18 protein-coding genes are annotated in these 15818 nt (G+C 63.1%); 14 read left to right on the top strand and 4 right to left on the bottom strand.

The features are described 5' to 3' along the window. Positions 1-216: 216 nt before the first annotated feature. The 11 genes from V6B08_RS06945 to V6B08_RS06895 all read left to right on the top strand — a co-directional run bounded on the left by V6B08_RS06945 (position 217) and on the right by V6B08_RS06895 (position 8654). Positions 217-741: a hypothetical protein gene (locus tag V6B08_RS06945; RefSeq protein WP_341979056.1), complete on the top strand. Its 525-nt coding sequence runs from the start codon at positions 217-219 to the stop codon at positions 739-741. Positions 742-862: 121 nt separating this feature from the next. After that, a complete protein-coding gene (locus V6B08_RS06940; protein WP_341979055.1) occupies positions 863-1372 on the top strand; it encodes a hypothetical protein in 510 nt (169 codons plus the stop codon). Positions 1373-1532: 160 nt separating this feature from the next. Further along, complete coding sequence (locus tag V6B08_RS06935; protein WP_341979054.1) at positions 1533-1970, top strand: hypothetical protein; 438 nt, start codon at positions 1533-1535, stop codon at positions 1968-1970. Positions 1971-2174: 204 nt separating this feature from the next. Further along, positions 2175-2489 carry an STAS domain-containing protein gene (locus V6B08_RS06930; protein WP_341979053.1) on the top strand — a complete coding sequence of 105 codons (315 nt, stop codon included), beginning with the start codon at positions 2175-2177 and terminating at the stop codon, positions 2487-2489. After that, positions 2486-2851 (top strand): response regulator, encoded by a 366-nt coding sequence (locus tag V6B08_RS06925; protein WP_341979052.1) that lies wholly within the window; start codon positions 2486-2488, stop codon positions 2849-2851. The genes V6B08_RS06930 and V6B08_RS06925 overlap by 4 nt, the downstream gene beginning before the upstream one ends. A gap of 23 nt (positions 2852-2874) precedes the next feature. After that, complete coding sequence (locus V6B08_RS06920) at positions 2875-5139, top strand: chemotaxis protein CheA (protein ID WP_341979051.1); 2265 nt, start codon at positions 2875-2877, stop codon at positions 5137-5139. Positions 5140-5156: 17 nt separating this feature from the next. After that, the gene (locus V6B08_RS06915) at positions 5157-5702 is read left to right on the top strand and encodes a chemotaxis protein CheW (RefSeq protein ID WP_341979050.1); all 546 of its coding nucleotides are present in this window, start codon (positions 5157-5159) and stop codon (positions 5700-5702) included. 35 nt (positions 5703-5737) lie between these two features. After that, positions 5738-6583, top strand: a complete 846-nt coding sequence (locus tag V6B08_RS06910) for a CheR family methyltransferase (RefSeq protein WP_341979048.1) — start codon at positions 5738-5740, stop codon at positions 6581-6583. Between the two features lie 21 nt (positions 6584-6604). After that, a complete protein-coding gene (locus V6B08_RS06905) occupies positions 6605-7654 on the top strand; it encodes a protein-glutamate methylesterase/protein-glutamine glutaminase (protein WP_341979047.1) in 1050 nt (349 codons plus the stop codon). 149 nt (positions 7655-7803) lie between these two features. Continuing rightward, positions 7804-8193 carry a response regulator gene (locus V6B08_RS06900; protein WP_341979046.1) on the top strand — a complete coding sequence of 130 codons (390 nt, stop codon included), beginning with the start codon at positions 7804-7806 and terminating at the stop codon, positions 8191-8193. Then, a complete protein-coding gene (locus tag V6B08_RS06895) occupies positions 8193-8654 on the top strand; it encodes a MarR family winged helix-turn-helix transcriptional regulator (protein WP_341979044.1) in 462 nt (153 codons plus the stop codon). Before V6B08_RS06900 ends, V6B08_RS06895 begins: the two co-directional genes overlap by 1 nt. 109 nt (positions 8655-8763) lie before the next feature. Here V6B08_RS06895 and V6B08_RS06890 read toward each other — a convergent pair whose 3' ends face one another. Further along, positions 8764-9714 (bottom strand): alpha/beta hydrolase, encoded by a 951-nt coding sequence (locus tag V6B08_RS06890; RefSeq protein WP_341979043.1) that lies wholly within the window; start codon positions 9712-9714, stop codon positions 8764-8766. Positions 9715-9824: 110 nt separating this feature from the next. Here V6B08_RS06890 and V6B08_RS06885 point away from each other — a divergent pair, with 110 nt between their 5' ends. Together V6B08_RS06885 and V6B08_RS06880 are read left to right on the top strand one after the other, a co-directional pair. Beyond that, a complete protein-coding gene (locus V6B08_RS06885; protein WP_341979041.1) occupies positions 9825-11219 on the top strand; it encodes an aspartate aminotransferase family protein in 1395 nt (464 codons plus the stop codon). 107 nt (positions 11220-11326) lie between these two features. Then, positions 11327-12178: a hypothetical protein gene (locus V6B08_RS06880; RefSeq protein ID WP_341979040.1), complete on the top strand. Its 852-nt coding sequence runs from the start codon at positions 11327-11329 to the stop codon at positions 12176-12178. 9 nt (positions 12179-12187) lie between these two features. Here V6B08_RS06880 and V6B08_RS06875 read toward each other — a convergent pair whose 3' ends face one another. Together V6B08_RS06875 and V6B08_RS06870 are read right to left on the bottom strand one after the other, a co-directional pair. Next, complete coding sequence (locus tag V6B08_RS06875; RefSeq protein WP_341979039.1) at positions 12188-12589, bottom strand: carboxymuconolactone decarboxylase family protein; 402 nt, start codon at positions 12587-12589, stop codon at positions 12188-12190. Positions 12590-12605: 16 nt separating this feature from the next. Next, on the bottom strand, positions 12606-13622 hold the full coding sequence (locus V6B08_RS06870) for an LLM class flavin-dependent oxidoreductase (protein ID WP_341979037.1): 1017 nt from the start codon (positions 13620-13622) through the stop codon (positions 12606-12608). Positions 13623-13685: 63 nt separating this feature from the next. On the opposite strand from V6B08_RS06870, the gene V6B08_RS06865 reads away from it, so the two are divergent. Then, positions 13686-14993: an MFS transporter gene (locus V6B08_RS06865; protein ID WP_341979035.1), complete on the top strand. Its 1308-nt coding sequence runs from the start codon at positions 13686-13688 to the stop codon at positions 14991-14993. Here the strand turns inward: V6B08_RS06865 and V6B08_RS06860 are convergent. Beyond that, positions 14962-15816: a type 1 glutamine amidotransferase gene (locus V6B08_RS06860; protein WP_341979034.1), complete on the bottom strand. Its 855-nt coding sequence runs from the start codon at positions 15814-15816 to the stop codon at positions 14962-14964. The genes V6B08_RS06865 and V6B08_RS06860 overlap by 32 nt on opposite strands. Between the last annotated feature and the right edge of the window lie 2 nt (positions 15817-15818).

Below are 15818 nucleotides of genomic sequence, written 5' to 3'. Positions count from 1 at the left end.
ATGCCAGCACGGTTGTACTGCACTCAACTACAGGCAGCCGACAGCCGCCTTTGCCCCCTGGCGGCATAATGGAACGGGGGCGCCTGCGGTGCAATCGCTTAAATGCCGGCACTTAAATGCCCCGTTCTTAATTGCTGGGGAGCTAGTCGCATTTTACCCCGTCTTGTGTCTTAATGCTTGCCAGGGGCGGCGGACACACAAGCATAGGGGAGTCCGGTGACGCGCAAATCCGGCGTGGCACGGCAAGCGAGCAAAGCACAGGGCGGCAAGACGACGGTGCGAGAGCAGCCAACCGCCGCCGAACGCGAACTGCTGGACTTCATCGCCCTGGTGATGCTGGCAATCAAGGAAGAAATCGAAGACCTGCGCAACGCACAATCGAAGTCCGCCCAGGCCTTCAGTGCGCAGCTCATGGAAATCGGCAAGCAATTGCCGCAGTCACCGGCGATGGCCGCGATCGTAGAACTGATGCAGGGCGATGATCTGCGCAACCAGCGCCAGCAGCATGTGGTGAACGCGCTGCGCTATGTGGAAGACCTGATCCGCGAGCGCTTCGGCCGCGACTGGGAACCCAACCTGACCGAACGTGCCACCGGCTGGGGCGAAGGCCTGCTGGCAGGGCAGAATCTGGAAATGGTGCGCGCCCATTTCCATCACTATCTGCTTGGTCCCGGCACCGAACAGGGCAAGCCGACGGCAAAACCGGAAACCGTTGCCGGCGACGATGTGGAGTTGTTCTAGCGCTTTGCCTAGGCATGCTAATTGATTGCGTGACTCGTTCGAAAGTATTAGCCTGCCTGGGTAATCAGGTGTTTCGGCATCAAGCCGTTCTGCCCTGAACGCTAGAGGATTTCCGCCCCCGATGCCGGACCAGACCAAGAAAGGCGAGTTCATCGATCCGCCCAACTTTCTGAAAATGAAGGTGGGGAATGGCGGCTTCGACAAGCAGACCATCAAGGAAGCCGAGAACGCGATCCAGGTGCTGGGCCAGAAGATGTACCAGCAATGGGCGGACAAGGACCTTGGCCGCCTGCGTGAAGCGTTCGATGAATTGCGCAACACCAATCTGGACGATCCCGCCGGCGTGCAGAGCATGCTGCGCATCTGCTGGGATATGAAGGGCCTAGGCGGCAGCTTCGGCTTCCCGCTGGTCACCGAAATCACGCATTTCCTCAGCAATTACCTTGAGCATTGCGCCAACAGTCCCGAGACCTCGGTGAGCGCTGCCGTGGTGCAGCCGCATATCGACGCGCTCTATGTGGTGCTGAGCCAGAAGATCGCCGGCGATGGCGGCGCCATCGGCCGTGAACTGGTGCGCGGCCTCGAAACCGTGGTGCTCAAGACCGGCGCGCGCATCGGCGGCCGCGGCTGATTTCCGCAAAACGCAAAACCTAGTAGCTGGAAACCTGCCGCACCACTGCATGCAGCGGTTCGAGCTTGACCCTGCGACTCGGTGCCAGTAAGGTCAGAACGAATCGGGGTTCGTTCCGATTCGGCTTAGCCGAATCAACCTCTTACCGCAGGATTCCGCCTTGGATAGCGCGCGCTGGTCGCAGCAGGATGATGACGGATTCGCCTTCGGCGCCGATACGGTGATCGACGTGGAGGCGGAGGAGCTTTCTTCCGGCCAGAACAACGAGAAATCCCACGAAAGCCGCGGCAATGCGCCGCCGCCCCGCCTCGCCGACCACTTCAACACCGAGACCGAATTCCACGGCCAGACGCTGTCGCAGATTGCGGTGCATTCCCTGTGGATCGTCGATTACCTGCGCGGCCTGGGCCAAACCGAAATGGCCGATGGCGATCTCGACAGCCTGGTGCGCTGCGCCGACGACCTCGAAAGCTCGATCATGCTGATGTTCCAGCTTGCTGGCGGCACCCGTGCCGAACTGCATCAGCGCTATGCCGGCCTGAAACTGGCAACCTTGGCGCGTCACGCCGCCACTTTTGATATGTCCCGGCGGCAATAGTCGCCCCGCCCTCGCCCGAACGGCTCAATTCGTCAGATTCCGGAGCAACCCGCAGGCCATACTCTCCCGCCTGTGAAGGGATTTTTACCAAGTTATCTACGCAATTTAACAACCAACCCCTTTGCCGCGCCCCCAGCCATCGGCTAGGCTCACTCAACGGCGAAAACCGCCGGCGCGCAAACCGCCGCAAGGGGGGTTAAAACCATGGAGCCGTTCAGCATCGTCAAAGCCGACGACGCGGTCCAGCTCAAGCTGGCGGCGACGATGGATTTGCGGGCAGCCGAACCGTTGTTGCAGACAATGCAGGAAGCGATCAGCGCTGGCGGCAAGCTGGTAGTCGATGCCTCTGCCGTTGACCGTCTCTCGACGCCCTGCGTGCAGGTATTGATCGCGGCGCTCCAGCAACTCGAGCAGAATCAGGCCGCCTTCGTCATCAAGTCGCCGAGTGATGCTTTCGTCTCGGCCTTTGACGATCTGGGGCTGTTTTCGTTTCTCATGAAATGGCCGGTACAAACATGACCAAAACCGTCCTCACGGTCGACGACTCGAAGACCATGCTGCAGATGCTCCAGTTCGCGCTGAAGCAGGGCGGCTACACCGTCATCCAGGGCGAGAATGGCCAGGAAGGCCTGGACCTGCTCGACCAGCATGACGTGGACGTGATCATCAGTGATATCAACATGCCGGTGATGGACGGCATCACGTTCATCAAGGAACTGCGCAAGAAGCCGAAATGCAAGGCGACGCCAGTGCTGATCCTGACCACTGAAAGCAGCCAGGCGAAGAAGGCTGAAGGCCGCGCCGCCGGTGCCACCGGCTGGATCGTGAAGCCCTTCGATCCCGCCAAACTGCTCGAAGTGATCCGTAAAGTCAGCCCCTGAGCTGAAGCCGGAGGTGCCGTCCGATGGATGAACTGCAGCAGTTTAAGCAGACCTTCTTCCAGGAATGCGAGGAGTTGCTTGGCGACCTGGAAGGCCATCTCATGGCCCTGCAGGCCGGCGAAGGCGACAGCAACACGCTGAACGCCGTGTTCCGCGCCATCCACTCGATCAAGGGCGGCGCAGGAGCCTTCGGCTTCGAGCGCCTGGTGAATTTCGCCCATATCTTCGAGACCGTGCTCGACCTGATGCGCGACGGTCGGCTGGAACCGGCGCCGGATTCCGTGCTGCTGGTGCTGCGCTGCGCCGATATCCTGTCGGATCTGGTGAAGGCCGCTCAGTCGGGCACCGAACTGCCCGCCGAACATGAGAATGACGGCCGCAAATCGCTGATCGCGCTGGCCGCCACCATTGGTGTGAATGCCGACCCGCATGCCGCCGGTGACGAACTGGCGGCGCTGGATGCCGAGCTCGGCCTCAACAACGCTTTCGCCGAACCCGAGCCGGAACCGGAAGCGGCCAAGGTACCGCTGCTGAAATACCTGGTGAAGTTCGCGCCGCGCGATGCGCTCTACCAGCGCGCCAATGAGCCGCTGATCCTGATCCGCGAATTGCGCAATCTCGGCGGCTTCCTGGCCCGTGCCGACACCAGCGCCCTGCCCGATCTCGACCACATGAGCGCCGAGGGCGCCTACATCAAGTGGGAGTTCGATATCGAGACGGACAAGGGCGAAGACGCCATCCGCGACGTGTTCGAATTCGTGCTCGACGATTGCGAGCTTGAAATCACCTGCCTCAATCCGCCGGCCGAGGCAGCAGCACCGCAACCGGCAGCCGCAGCCAAACCCGCCGCGCCCGCAGCCAGCCCGGCAGCCGCCAGCCCGGCCGCGCCGAAGCCAGCCGAGCCTGCGCCAGCCGCCGCGCCGCAGCAGGCAGCCCCGGCCGCTGCTGCTGCAGCGGAACACAAGGAACCGCACCCGGAAGCCGCCAAGGCGGAAGCCAAGCCCGGCGCTGCCGGCGGTGCCGAAGGCGCCAAGGCAGTCCGCTCGATCCGCGTCGATCTCGACCGTGTCGACAAGCTGGTCAACATGGTGGGCGAGCTGGTGATCACCCATGCCATGATCGCGCAGCAGACCGAGCATCTGCATGCCGACCAGCATCCTGAACTCGCCAACGGCCTGGCCGAACTCTCGCATCACATCCGCGATCTGCAGGAAAGCGTGATGGCGATGCGTGCCCAGCCGGTGAAGAGCGTGTTCGCCCGCCTGCCGCGTCTGGTGCGCGAACTGGCGCAGCTCACCAACAAGAAGATCCGCCTCGACATGAGCGGCGAGAACACCGAAATCGACAAGACGGTGATCGAACAGCTTGGCGATCCACTGACGCACATGATCCGCAATTCCTGCGACCATGGCATCGAGACGCCGGATGACCGCGTCGCCGTCGGCAAGCCGCCGGAAGGCGTGATCCATGTATCCGCCGACCAGCGCGGCGGCCGCATCGTGATCGAGATTTCCGACGATGGCCGCGGCATCAACCGCGACAAGGTGATGCGCAAGGCGATTGAGAAGAAACTGGTGGCGCCGGATGCGGTCTTAAGCAACGAGGAAATCGACAACCTGATTTTCCTGCCGGGCTTCTCCACCGCCGACCAGGTGTCGAATATTTCGGGCCGCGGCGTCGGCATGGACGTGGTGCGCCAGAATATCCAGTCGCTTGGCGGCCGCGTGCATATCCAGTCGCGCCCCGGCCAGGGCTCCAGCTTCATCCTGACACTGCCGCTGACGCTGGCCGTGCTGGATGGCATGGTGCTGAAGGTGGGGCAGCAGAGCTACATCCTGCCGCTAGCCAATATCGTAGAAAGTTTGCGGCCGGAAGCCGACCAGATCAACGTGGTAGCCAATGCCAGCCAGTTGCTGCGCATCCGTGGCGAATACGTGCCGCTGGTCTACCTGCATCGTATCTTCAAGGTGGCCGGTGGCATCGACGACCCGACCAAGGCCCTGGTGATCATCGTGGAGATGGAAGACAGTTCCAAGATGGGCCTGGTGGTGGACGAGATCATCGGCCAACAGCAGGTGGTTATCAAAAGCCTGGAAGAGAATTTCGATCCGATCCGCGGCGTCGGCGCCGCCACCATCCTGGGCAATGGCCGCGTTTCGCTGATTCTGGACGTGGCCGGCATCAAGTATATCGCCGAACACGAAACGCAGCGGCCGGCACTACGCAACGGCAATACGAACAACGGCAACGGCAATGTGACGGCGCTCAATACCGCCGCGGCATCGTGACGTAGGGAGGCCACACCATGTCAGGCAACGCACAGGCCGGCGCAGCAGCGGAAGCGGCAAACCGCTCAAGCCGCACCATCCAGCTCATCTCCTTCACCGTCGGCAACGAGGAATACGGCGTCGACATCATGGCAGTACGCGAGATCCGCGCCTGGTCGGAAACCACACCGCTGCCGAATACGCCGGAAGTGGTGCGCGGCGTGATCAACATGCGTGGCGCCATCGTGCCGATCTTCGACCTGCGCGCCCGCTTCGGCATGCCACGCACCGAGCCGACCAAGTACAATGTCGTGATCATCGTTTCCGTCGCTTCGCGCATCGTCGGCATCCTGGTGGACGCGGTATCAGACATCATCACCATCAACGAAGACGAAATCCGGCCGATGCCGGAGATGGAGCAGGTGTCGGGTATCGGCTTCATGGAAGGCCTGATCACCGTGGGCGAACGCATGGTCGGCCTGATCGGCCTCGACCGCATGTTCTCCGGCCGCATGCTGGACTCGGCAGATATGGCGTCGCGGCCTATGCTGGCCGGCCCGTCGGCCGATGCCGGGGCGGCCTGAGGCGGCGCGGCGCCGGTGAACAGGAAACCGCAACCATGAGCAACGCGGTGGCCGACGACAGGGAATTCACCTTCTCAGCCGATGACTATGCCTTCCTGGCCAAGCTGCTGAAGGAAAAGACCGGCATCGACCTTGGTCCGTCGAAGCAGAACATGGTCTATGCCCGGCTTGCCAAGCGGCTGCGCAAACTGCATATCCCGAGCTTCCGCGCCTATTGCGACTTCATCGCCAGCCCAGAAGGCATCGACGAACTTGGCGCCACGCTGAATGCGCTGACGACCAACCTGACCAAGTTCTTCCGCGAGAACCACCATTTCGAGCATCTGGCCGGCCAGGCCTTGAGCGAAATACGCACCCGCGCCACCAGCCAGGGCCGCCGCCTGCGCATCTGGTCTGCCGGCTGTTCGTCAGGCGAAGAGCCTTATTCCATCGCCATCACCCTGCGCCAGGCGATGCCGGACCTGAACCAGTGGGATGCCAAAATTCTCGCCACCGATATCGACACCGAGATGGTGCGGCGTGGCAGCGAGGGCGTCTACAGCACGGAATCCGCCGAGGGCGTGCCTGCCGATATCCGCGACAAATGCTTCGAGCCATACGGCCCGGGCAAGGTGCGGGTGCGCCAGGAACTGCGCCAGATGATTGCTTTCAAGCACCTGAACCTGATGTCGCACTGGCCGATGAAGGGGCCATTCGATGTCATCTTCTGCCGCAACGTGGTGATCTATTTCGACAAGGACACCCAGCGGGTGCTGTTCGACCGCTACGCCAACCTGCTGGTGCCAGGCGGCTTCCTCTATATCGGCCATTCAGAGAACCTGTTCGGCATCACCGAGCGGTTCAAGCTGTTGGGCCGCAACATCCATCGCAAGATCGCTTAAGCAGACGCGTCCGGGACAAGCATGGCGAAGAAGATCAAGGTTCTTATTGTCGATGACTCGGCACTGATCCGTCAGTTGCTGACGGCTGCGCTGAGCAGCGACGCGGAAATCGAAGTGGTTGGCGCCGCGCCGGATCCGCTGGTGGCGCGCAGCATGATCAAGGAATTGAATCCGGACGTGCTGACCCTGGATGTGGAAATGCCGAACATGGACGGCATCTCCTTCCTTGAGAAGATCATGCGGCTGCGACCGATGCCGGTGGTGATGGTGTCCACCCTGACCCAGAAGGGCGCCTCGATCACCATGCAGGCGCTGGAAATGGGTGCCGTCGACTTCGTGCCGAAGCCGACGCTGGATATCAAGCATGCGCTGGAGGAGATCAAAGGCGAATTGGTGGCCAAGGTGAAGATGGCCGCCACCGCCCGTGTGGTGGCGCGCAGCAGGCCGGCTGAAGGCGCCACACCGAAACGCCTCACGCCCGGCCCCGGCTTCACCTCGACAGATATGATCTGCGCCATCGGCTCCTCCACCGGCGGCGTGGAGGCGCTGAAGGAAGTGATTACGGTGCTGCCGCCAGACAGCCCGCCGATCCTGATCACCCAGCATATGCCACCACGTTTCACTGGCAGCTTTGCCGCCCGCCTCGACTCGCTGTCCGCTGTTTCGGTCTCGGAAGCCAAGGACGGGGTGCGGGTCTTTCCGGGCCATGTCTATATCGCACCGGGCGATTTCCACCTGACGCTGCATCGCTCGGGCGGGCACTACTACACCAAGCTTAACCATGACCCGCCGGTTTCCGGCCACCGGCCCTCCGTGGACGTCTTGTTCGCTTCGGTAGCCGAGCATGCCGGCCACAATGCCATCGGCGTGATCCTGACCGGCATGGGCAAGGATGGTGCCGCCGGCCTGAAGAAAATGCTCGAAGCCGGGGCCCAGACCATCGGGCAGGATGAAGCCACCAGCCTGGTCTATGGCATGCCGAAGGCGGCGAAACTGGTGGGCGCAGTGCAGCAGGAAGCCCCGATCGGGCAGATCGCTGCGGAGATTTTGAACCGCTGCAAGCAGCGTTAGGTGCAGCGAAACCCGGCCCGGGCGCCGCAGTCAGGCGCCCGGCAGTATTGAGCAACCGGGGCTTTTGGGTTATTCATCGCCTTGTAACCGTTGCCCTTTTGCGGCATTCGGCAGGGTGACTGGTAGTAAGGAAGGAGCGAGGACCGAACATGCCGGTGGCCAGCCAATTGCGAGTTCTGATTGTCGACGACCAGATGAGCATGCGCGGCATTGCGCGCTATTGCTTGCAGGAAATCGGCATCAAGAACGTCGTTGAGGCCAAGAGCGGCAACGAGGCGCTCCTGGCCATGAATTCGAACAAATTCGACCTGATCATCTCCGACTGGAACATGGACGGGATGGACGGTCTGACTCTACTCAAGACCATCCGCGCTAATCCGCTGACCAAGCGCATGCCCTTCATCATGGCCACCGGCCAGCGCGATACCGAGCTGGTGAAAACCGCCATTCAGGCCGGCGTGAACAATTACATGGTGAAGCCGTTCAACGCCGCCACGATGAAGCAGAAAATCGAAGCGGTGCTCGGCAAGCTCGGCTGATGACGCCGCTCGCCCTCGACAGCTACCTCCCCTATCTGATCAACCGCGCCGGCGTCCGCCTCGTTGCGCATTTCAGCATCCGGCTGCGCGCCGAGGGCCTCGGCATCCAGGATTGGCGCGTGCTTGCCGCCTTGTTCGAGCAAGACGGCCAGCGGTTGTCGGATCTGGCCGAACGTACCTCGATCGAAATCTCCACGCTTTCGCGCATCATCGGCGGCATGGAAACCACCGGCCTGCTGCGCCGTACGCGCGCCAACACCGATGCCCGCGCCGTCGCCATCCGTATCGAGCCGCGTGGCCGCGAGATGGTGCAAAGGCTGCTGCCCGCCGCTGAAGCCCTGGAGCGTAACGCGCTGGCCGGGCTTACGGAAGCCGAGGAAACCCAGCTCAAGGAATTGCTGCGCCGGGTCTATGACAATCTCGAGGGTCGCCGCCTGCCTGCGGCAGCGAATGGCGGCTGAATGAGATGCCCGGGTCAAGCCTGGGCATGACGAATGAATGATTCCTAGCGTCATTCCCGGCCTTGAGCCGGGAATCTCTGGCAGGCAATGATGCGGTTAGACTTGCCGCCTACAAACATCCATCCAGGAAACGGATCACGTCGGCGGTCACCGCATCGCGGTTGGTTTCGTTGAGCAGTTCGTGGCGCGCCTGCTCGTAGAAAATATGCTCGACACGGCTGAGGCCGGCAGCCTGATAGGCCTGCAATAGCTGGCTCAGGCCACGCGTGCCAGCCGAAACCGGATCATGCATGCCGGCAATCACCAGCAGCGGCAGATCCTTCGGAATCCGCGCCTGCTCGGTCGCTTCCGCCATCTCGGACAGGCCATCCAGGAAATCGACCCAGAACTGGGTGCTCATTTCATGGCCGCAGAATTCGTCCGCTATATAGGCATCGACTTCCGCCGCGTCGCGTGACAGCCATTCAAAGGGCGTGCGCGCCGGCTCGAAGCGCTTGTTGAAGGCGCCGAGACCCATCTTGTGGATCAGAGCGCTGTGTCCCTGGCGGCCCAGCCGCAGGCGTTCGGCGCGGGCGATCAGCTTGCCGATGGTGGAGATCGGCGGCGGCTTGCCGTTGGAGGCGCAGAGCACCGCGCCACGGATCGTCGCCGCATGCAGCTCGACGTAACGCTGCGTCATGAACGAGCCCATGGAATGGCCGAACAGCAGCACCGGCAAGCCGCCTTCGGCGGCAGCGGCAAAGCGGTTGATCTGCAGCAGATCGGCCAGGGCGCGGTTCCAGCCATCGCTATCGGCCATATGGCCCAAAGCAGCCTTGCCGCCGTGCATCACAGCCGTGCGGCCATGGCCACGATGATCGAAGCCATAGACCGCATAACCGGCGGTATTCAGCGCCGTGGCGAAACGGGCATAGCGCCCGGCATGCTCGGCCATGCCGTGTGCGATATGCACCACCGCCTTGGGGCGCGGTTGCTCGGCACTGGGCACGGGACGCCAGACATGGCCGCGCAGGATCAGGCCATCGGATTCGGAACGGAGTTCAAGATCGGCATGGGTCATGAGCCAGAGCTTAGCCCGGCCAGCGGGGCATTGTCAGGCGGCAATTCGACCCTTGCCGGGCGGGGCCTAAGCCGGTCTAATCGCGGCCTCCGTAGACAGAGAATAGAATCATGACCCAGCTGCCAAATTCCCTCGCCGCCCGCGACATCGCCCATGTGCTGCACCCCTATACCAACCTGGTCAAGCACGAGAAGGCCGGCCCGCTGGTGATCGAGCGTGGCAAGGGCATCTATGTCTACGACGATCAGGGCCGCGAATATATCGAGGCGCTGGCCGGCCTGTGGTGCGCTGGGCTCGGCTTCGAGGAGCCGGCGTTGGTGGATGCCGCCATCGAGCAGATGCGCAAGCTGCCCTTCTACCATTCCTTCGGCCACAAGAGCGCGCCGGTGGTGATCGAACTGGCCGAGAAACTGAAAGAGCTATCGCCGGTGCCGGTATCGAAGGTGTTCTTCGTCAATTCCGGCTCGGAAGCCAATGATACCCAGATGAAGTTCATCTGGTACTACAACAACGCCATCGGCCGCCCGAAGAAGAAGACCATCCTGTCGCGCCAGCGCGGCTATCACGGCGTCACCATCGCATCCGCCAGCCTCACCGGCCTGCCCGCCAATCACCGCGCCTTCGACCTGCCGATTGCCGGCGTGAAGCATGTCGATTGCCCGCATTACTACCGCAACGCTCTGCCGGGCGAGAGCGAGGCCGAATTCACTGCGCGGCTGGCCAGCAATCTCGAGGAATTCATCCAGCGCGAGGGACCGGAAACAGTGGCGGCCTTCTTCGCCGAGCCGGTGATGGGTGCCGGCGGCGTGATCGTGCCGCCAGAAGGCTACTTCCCCGCCATCCAGGCGGTGCTGAAACGGCACGACATCCTCAGCGTTTCCGATGAAGTGATCTGCGGCTTCGGCCGCACCGGCAATGTCTGGGGTGCCCAGACGCTCGATTACCAGCCGGACATGATCTCCTGCGCCAAGCAGCTTTCCTCGGCCTACCTGCCGATTGCCGCCTGCATGATCAGCGAGCCGGTCTACGAGGCGATCCGCGACCAGTCCGGCACCATCGGCACTTTCGGCCACGGCTTCACCTATGGCGGCCACCCGGTCTCGGCGGCGGTCGCCCTGCGCACCCTGCAACTTTACGAAGAACGCAAAATCTATGATCACGTCGCCATGGTGTCGCCGCGCTTCCAGGCGCGGCTGAAGCGCCTGGCCGACCATCCGCTGGTGGGCGAGGCGCGCGGTATCGGCCTGATCGGCGCCGTGGAACTGGTTGCCGACAAGGTCAGCCGGCGTAACTTCGATCCGGCCAAGGCGGTGGGCGCCACCTGCGCTGCCTTCTCCCAGGAAGAAGGCCTGATCCATCGCGCCCTGGCCGGCGACGCCCTGGCCTTCTGCCCGCCGATGATCATCACCGAAGCCGAAATCGACGAAATGTTTGACCGTTTCGAGCGCGCCCTGGCCAAGACCGAGGCCTGGATTGCCCGCGAAGGCCTGCGGAATGCTGCCTAAAAGCTGGGCGGCGTAATTTTTCCACAGCGGCTTGGGGCGAAAAGCGCACCATGCTATCCTAGACTGTAGTGCCGGTGGATTTACCGCTGGACGGAGTCTTTTTACACATGATCGTTGATCAACATACTCAAGAAGGTAACGAGCTGGTCTCGCGCATCGAAGCGCGGGCGATGGAGATTTTCCGCTTCACCGAGAATCCGGCGGAGCGCCGCGATAATGTCGCCGGCTTCCGCCGTTTCAGCGCCATGATCGATGATTTCCATCAGTCGGCCGAAGTTGCCGAGGGCCGCCTTACCCTGCTGAAATCCGACCGCCGCGATGAACTGCGCCGCTATGTGACGCAGATCCGCGCCAAGATCCTGAAAATGGAAATCGACATCACCCAGAGCTATCTGGAGGGACTGATCGAGGCCCAGGCGCCGCTACCCTATGGCGCGCGCGAATTCTTCTCCTCGCGCCTGAAGCGGCTGGGCGAACTGGCGCATATCCTGTCGGACGGCCCCGAGGCCGACGGCTCGGCCGGCGAACTGATGCAGCATATGCGCAACATGCTGCAGATGCTGATGGACCGGTCGCCGGAATTGGCTGTGTTCGAGCGCGATCCGAACCATCGGCCACAGACCCGCAGCCGCCCCCCGGCACCCACCGCCGGTCGCGTCCGTGGCGGCGCCTCCGGCCCACCACCCTCGGCGCCGCCGGCTGGCAAGCAGCCGGCTTTGCCACCGGTGATCAAGCTGGAACACCGCGACGACTGGGGCCGCGTCTTCCTGGCCAAGGGCAGCTTCGACCTCGTTACCCAGGTCTGCCGCGTCAAAGGCCTCTCGATGGACCTGATCGCCTCCAAGATGGGCGTGACGCGCATCGCACTGACCCTGATCCTCAACGGCCAGGATCCGATCGCGCGCAACATGCTGGACGTGCTGCACAAGACCCTGAACGCCGGGCATCAGACCCAGTAATCGGGCGCCTCAAGCCTTCGGCAGCTTGCCGAGTTCCACCAGCACTTCGTTCGCCGCCTTGAAGGCATCGAGCCCGGCAGGAATGCCGCAGTAGATCGTTGCCTGCAGCAGGATTTCCTTGATCTCGTCGACGCTGACGCCGTTGGTGATGGCGCCGCGCACATGCAGTTTCAGTTCCGGCGTGCGGCCGAGAGCTGTGAGCATGGCCAGATTCAGCATCGAGCGCGTCTTGCGCTCAAGGCCGGGGCGGTCCCAGACATAGCCCCAGCAGAATTCCGTGGTGGCATGCTGGAAGGTCATGGTGAAGTCGTTGGCCTTGGCCAGCGAATTATCGACATAATCGGCGCCCAGCACCTCGCGGCGCACCTTCAGGCCGGCCTCGAATAGCTGCTTCAATTCCGTCTCGGACATAGCTCTCTCCCCTTGTTTAGCTGCGGGAGAGGTTAAATTCCTCGGCCAGCAATTGGTAGCTTTTCAGCTTCGCCGCCGGATCATGGGTCCAGGTCAGGATCACCAGTTCCTGCACCTTAAGGCTCGCCGCCAGCTCGCGCAGGCGGACCCCAAGTTCGGCCGGCGTGCCGATCAGGGCGCGCTGGCGGTCGCGCTCCAGCTTGGCGCGCTCCGTCGGCGTGTAGTCATGGGCGGCAGCGGCTTCCGGCGTCTGCAGCGGCAGCAATTCGCCTATGTCGCGGCCCTGGCGCCAGCGCGCCCGGGTCATGAACAGATGCTCGGCTTCCTCGCGCGTCTCGGCCGCCAGTGCCCAGACGCAAACATTGGCCTCCGGCTCGGGCTGCTGCGGCGTCGGCTTGAAATAGCGGTAATAGACTTCCAGTGCCTGATCGGCCCCGCGACCGTCGGTGATGAAATAGGCAAAGGAATACGGCAGGCCGAAATGCGCTGCCAGTTGCGCGCCGTAATCCGAGGAGCCGAGCATCCACAGCCGCGGCTGGCTCGGCGCCATCGGGAAGGCCCGCACGCCATGGCGCGGATCGCCTTCCTTCGGCGTATAGCCGGCGATCCAGCCTTCCAGGTCGCGCACCTGGGCGGGGAATTCATCCTCGCCGGATGAGAAGGCATGCGGGTTGAGCGCATAGGCGGTGCGCCTATCGCCGCCCGGCGCGCGACCGACGCCGAGATCGATGCGGCCCGGCGCCAGCGCATCCAGCACGCGGAACTGTTCCGCCACCTTGAGCGCGTTGTAATGCGGCAGCATGACGCCGGCACTGCCGATGCGGATGCGGCTGGTGCGCGCCGCGATGGCGGCCATCAGCACTTCCGGCGCCGTGCCGGCAATGCTGTCGTGATTGTGATGTTCCGAAACCCAGAAGCGGTGATACCCCAATGCCTCGGCCTGCTCAGCCAGCGCCAGGGTATCGCGGATCGCCTGGTCCTGGCCGCGTCCGGCAGCGGCGGTGGATTGATCGAGGATGGATAGTTTCAGCATGAACCGCAACATAGCGCGCCGAGGCCATTTGCCCAGAGGCCACGGTCATCTAAATCCGCCACCATGACGCGCCTTTCCCGCTTGCAATTGCTGGCCTACGCAGCCCCCGGCCTGCCCGCCGCGATGCTGCTGCTGCCGGTCTATGTGCATCTGCCGACCTATTACGCCGAAACCGTTGGCTTGAGCCTTTCCGCCGTCGGCGCGGCATTACTGGCAGCGCGGCTGTGGGATATCGCCATTGACCCGCTGATCGGCTATCTCAGCGACCGGACACAGAGCCGCTTTGGCCGCCGGAAACCCTGGCTGCTGGCCGCATTGCCAGTGATCCTGTTCAGCACCTGGCTGCTTTTTGTGCCACCCGGCGATGCCGGCTGGCCCTATCTGCTGCTTTGGACAATGGTGCTTTATCTCGGCGCCGCCATGCTGCAAATACCGTATCTGGCATGGGGAGCGGAGTTATCCCCGGATTACGGCGAGCGGACCAGTATCGCCGGCTGGCGCGAGGGCATGATCGTGGCCGGCACGCTGATCGCCGTGCTGATTCCAGCGCTAGTGCCAGCAAAGGGATTGGCCGCGCTGGCGCTGGTGATCACCATATTGCTGCCACCGGTGCTGATGCTGGCATTGTGGCGCCTGCCCGGTGGGGTCACTGTAGCCGCAGGCACAGAACTGAACCGCCAAAGCCTGGGGCAACTCTGGCGCAATCGGCCGTTCCGCCGGCTGTTGCAGGCCTGGCTGCTGAATGGCACCGCCAATGGTCTGCCCGCCTCCCTGGTATTGCTGTATGTGACCCATGTACTGGGGGAACCGAACCTGGCCGGCGCGGTGCTGCTGGCCTATTTCGCGGCGGGCATCGCGGCCGTTCCACTATGGCTGAAACTGGCCGCGCGCTATGGCAAGCATCGGGTCTGGTGCGGCGCCATGCTCTGGACCTGCGGCTTCTTCCTGCTGGTCCCCCTGCTCGGACCGGGCGACGGATACTGGTTCGTTGCCATCTCCGTACTCACTGGATTGAGCCTGGGTGCCGACCTGGCCTTGCCGCCCGCGATGCAGGCGGACGTGATCGACCTGGATGAAGCACGCCACCGCCAGCAGCGCGCCGGCTTGTTCTTCGCCCTTTGGGGCATGGCAACCAAGCTGGCCCTGGCCTTGGCTGTCGGCATCGCCTTTCCGCTGCTCGACCTGATCGACTTTTCCGCGAAAGGCGACAACGATGGTCAAGCCCTGTTCGGCCTCACCGCGCTTTATTGCCTGGTACCCGTGGCATTCAAGCTGGCGGCAATAATGCTGATGCGGGGTTATCCGATCACGCAGGCACGCCAACAGCGGCTGCGCGCCCTTATTGCGCGGCGGACCAGCGTGGCCAAATGATGCTGTCGATCCAGTTTGCGAGTTCCCGTTCGCGCTGTGCGCGATCCAGTGTGCTGGCATCCAGGCCATGGGCCCAGGCAAGATCATGGCGGTGTGGCGCCGCATGCAGGCTGCGCAAATCGGCCAGATAACGCTGCATCGCCGCCTCATCCGCGAACAGCCCATCGGCCAGCAGGCGTGGCCCGTAGCGCGTCATCACCGCGGCAATCTCGTTGAAATCGTATTCCGGGTGGTACTGCACCGCCCAGGCATGCGGCCCGGCCTTGGCATCGCCGTAGCTCGCCGCCTGCACCTCGCTCACCGCATTGCTGGCCAGCACGGTCATGCCTGCGGGCAGTTCCGCCACCTCGTCGAGATGCACGCAGATCGCCTCGAACACTTCCGCCTTGCCGGCCAGCAACGGATGCGCAATACCGGCCTGGGTGCGACGGATACGGCGTGCCACGCCAATCTCGCGGCCCTTCGGATTGCGATGCACCCTGCCGCCCAGCGCAGTGGCAATCACCTGCAAGCCCCAGCAGGAGCCGAACAGGCTAAGGCCGGCATCCAGCGCCCGCTTTGCCAGATCGATCTGGCGCGTCACCGGCTCGGTCATGTCATAGACATTCAGCGCCGAACCGGTGAAGGCTACGCCAGTATAGCGAAGCAGATCCAGCGACGGGTCGGCGGCATCGGCGGGATGCGTCACCTCGATCTCAAGCCGCGCATCGAGGCCGCGCAGCACATCGGCATAATGCGCACCGCTGGCGGTGCCGCCAGCGGCGATATTGGCCTGGTTGATCGCGGCGAGATTGCCGTCGGCAATCAGAATGCGTGGCGCCATGG

It is taken from the genome of Ferrovibrio sp. MS7, assembly GCF_038404985.1.
GTDB lineage: Bacteria > Pseudomonadota > Alphaproteobacteria > Ferrovibrionales > Ferrovibrionaceae > Ferrovibrio > Ferrovibrio plantarum.
Note: the sequence above shows the minus strand (reverse complement) of the source record. Positions and strands in the feature narration are given on the sequence as shown.

Coding starts and splice junctions, on each gene's coding strand:
- V6B08_RS06940 (WP_341979055.1), top strand. CDS start 863: ATGCCGGACCAGACCAAGAAAGGCGAGTTCATCGATCCGCCCAACTTT.
- V6B08_RS06930 (WP_341979053.1), top strand. CDS start 2,175: ATGGAGCCGTTCAGCATCGTCAAAGCCGACGACGCGGTCCAGCTCAAG.
- V6B08_RS06925 (WP_341979052.1), top strand. CDS start 2,486: ATGACCAAAACCGTCCTCACGGTCGACGACTCGAAGACCATGCTGCAG.
- V6B08_RS06920 (WP_341979051.1), top strand. CDS start 2,875: ATGGATGAACTGCAGCAGTTTAAGCAGACCTTCTTCCAGGAATGCGAG.
- V6B08_RS06915 (WP_341979050.1), top strand. CDS start 5,157: ATGTCAGGCAACGCACAGGCCGGCGCAGCAGCGGAAGCGGCAAACCGC.
- V6B08_RS06910 (WP_341979048.1), top strand. CDS start 5,738: ATGAGCAACGCGGTGGCCGACGACAGGGAATTCACCTTCTCAGCCGAT.
- V6B08_RS06905 (WP_341979047.1), top strand. CDS start 6,605: ATGGCGAAGAAGATCAAGGTTCTTATTGTCGATGACTCGGCACTGATC.
- V6B08_RS06900 (WP_341979046.1), top strand. CDS start 7,804: ATGCCGGTGGCCAGCCAATTGCGAGTTCTGATTGTCGACGACCAGATG.
- V6B08_RS06895 (WP_341979044.1), top strand. CDS start 8,193: ATGACGCCGCTCGCCCTCGACAGCTACCTCCCCTATCTGATCAACCGC.
- V6B08_RS06890 (WP_341979043.1), bottom strand. CDS start 9,714: ATGACCCATGCCGATCTTGAACTCCGTTCCGAATCCGATGGCCTGATC.
- V6B08_RS06885 (WP_341979041.1), top strand. CDS start 9,825: ATGACCCAGCTGCCAAATTCCCTCGCCGCCCGCGACATCGCCCATGTG.
- V6B08_RS06880 (WP_341979040.1), top strand. CDS start 11,327: ATGATCGTTGATCAACATACTCAAGAAGGTAACGAGCTGGTCTCGCGC.
- V6B08_RS06875 (WP_341979039.1), bottom strand. CDS start 12,589: ATGTCCGAGACGGAATTGAAGCAGCTATTCGAGGCCGGCCTGAAGGTG.
- V6B08_RS06870 (WP_341979037.1), bottom strand. CDS start 13,622: ATGCTGAAACTATCCATCCTCGATCAATCCACCGCCGCTGCCGGACGC.
- V6B08_RS06865 (WP_341979035.1), top strand. CDS start 13,686: ATGACGCGCCTTTCCCGCTTGCAATTGCTGGCCTACGCAGCCCCCGGC.
- V6B08_RS06860 (WP_341979034.1), bottom strand. CDS start 15,816: ATGGCGCCACGCATTCTGATTGCCGACGGCAATCTCGCCGCGATCAAC.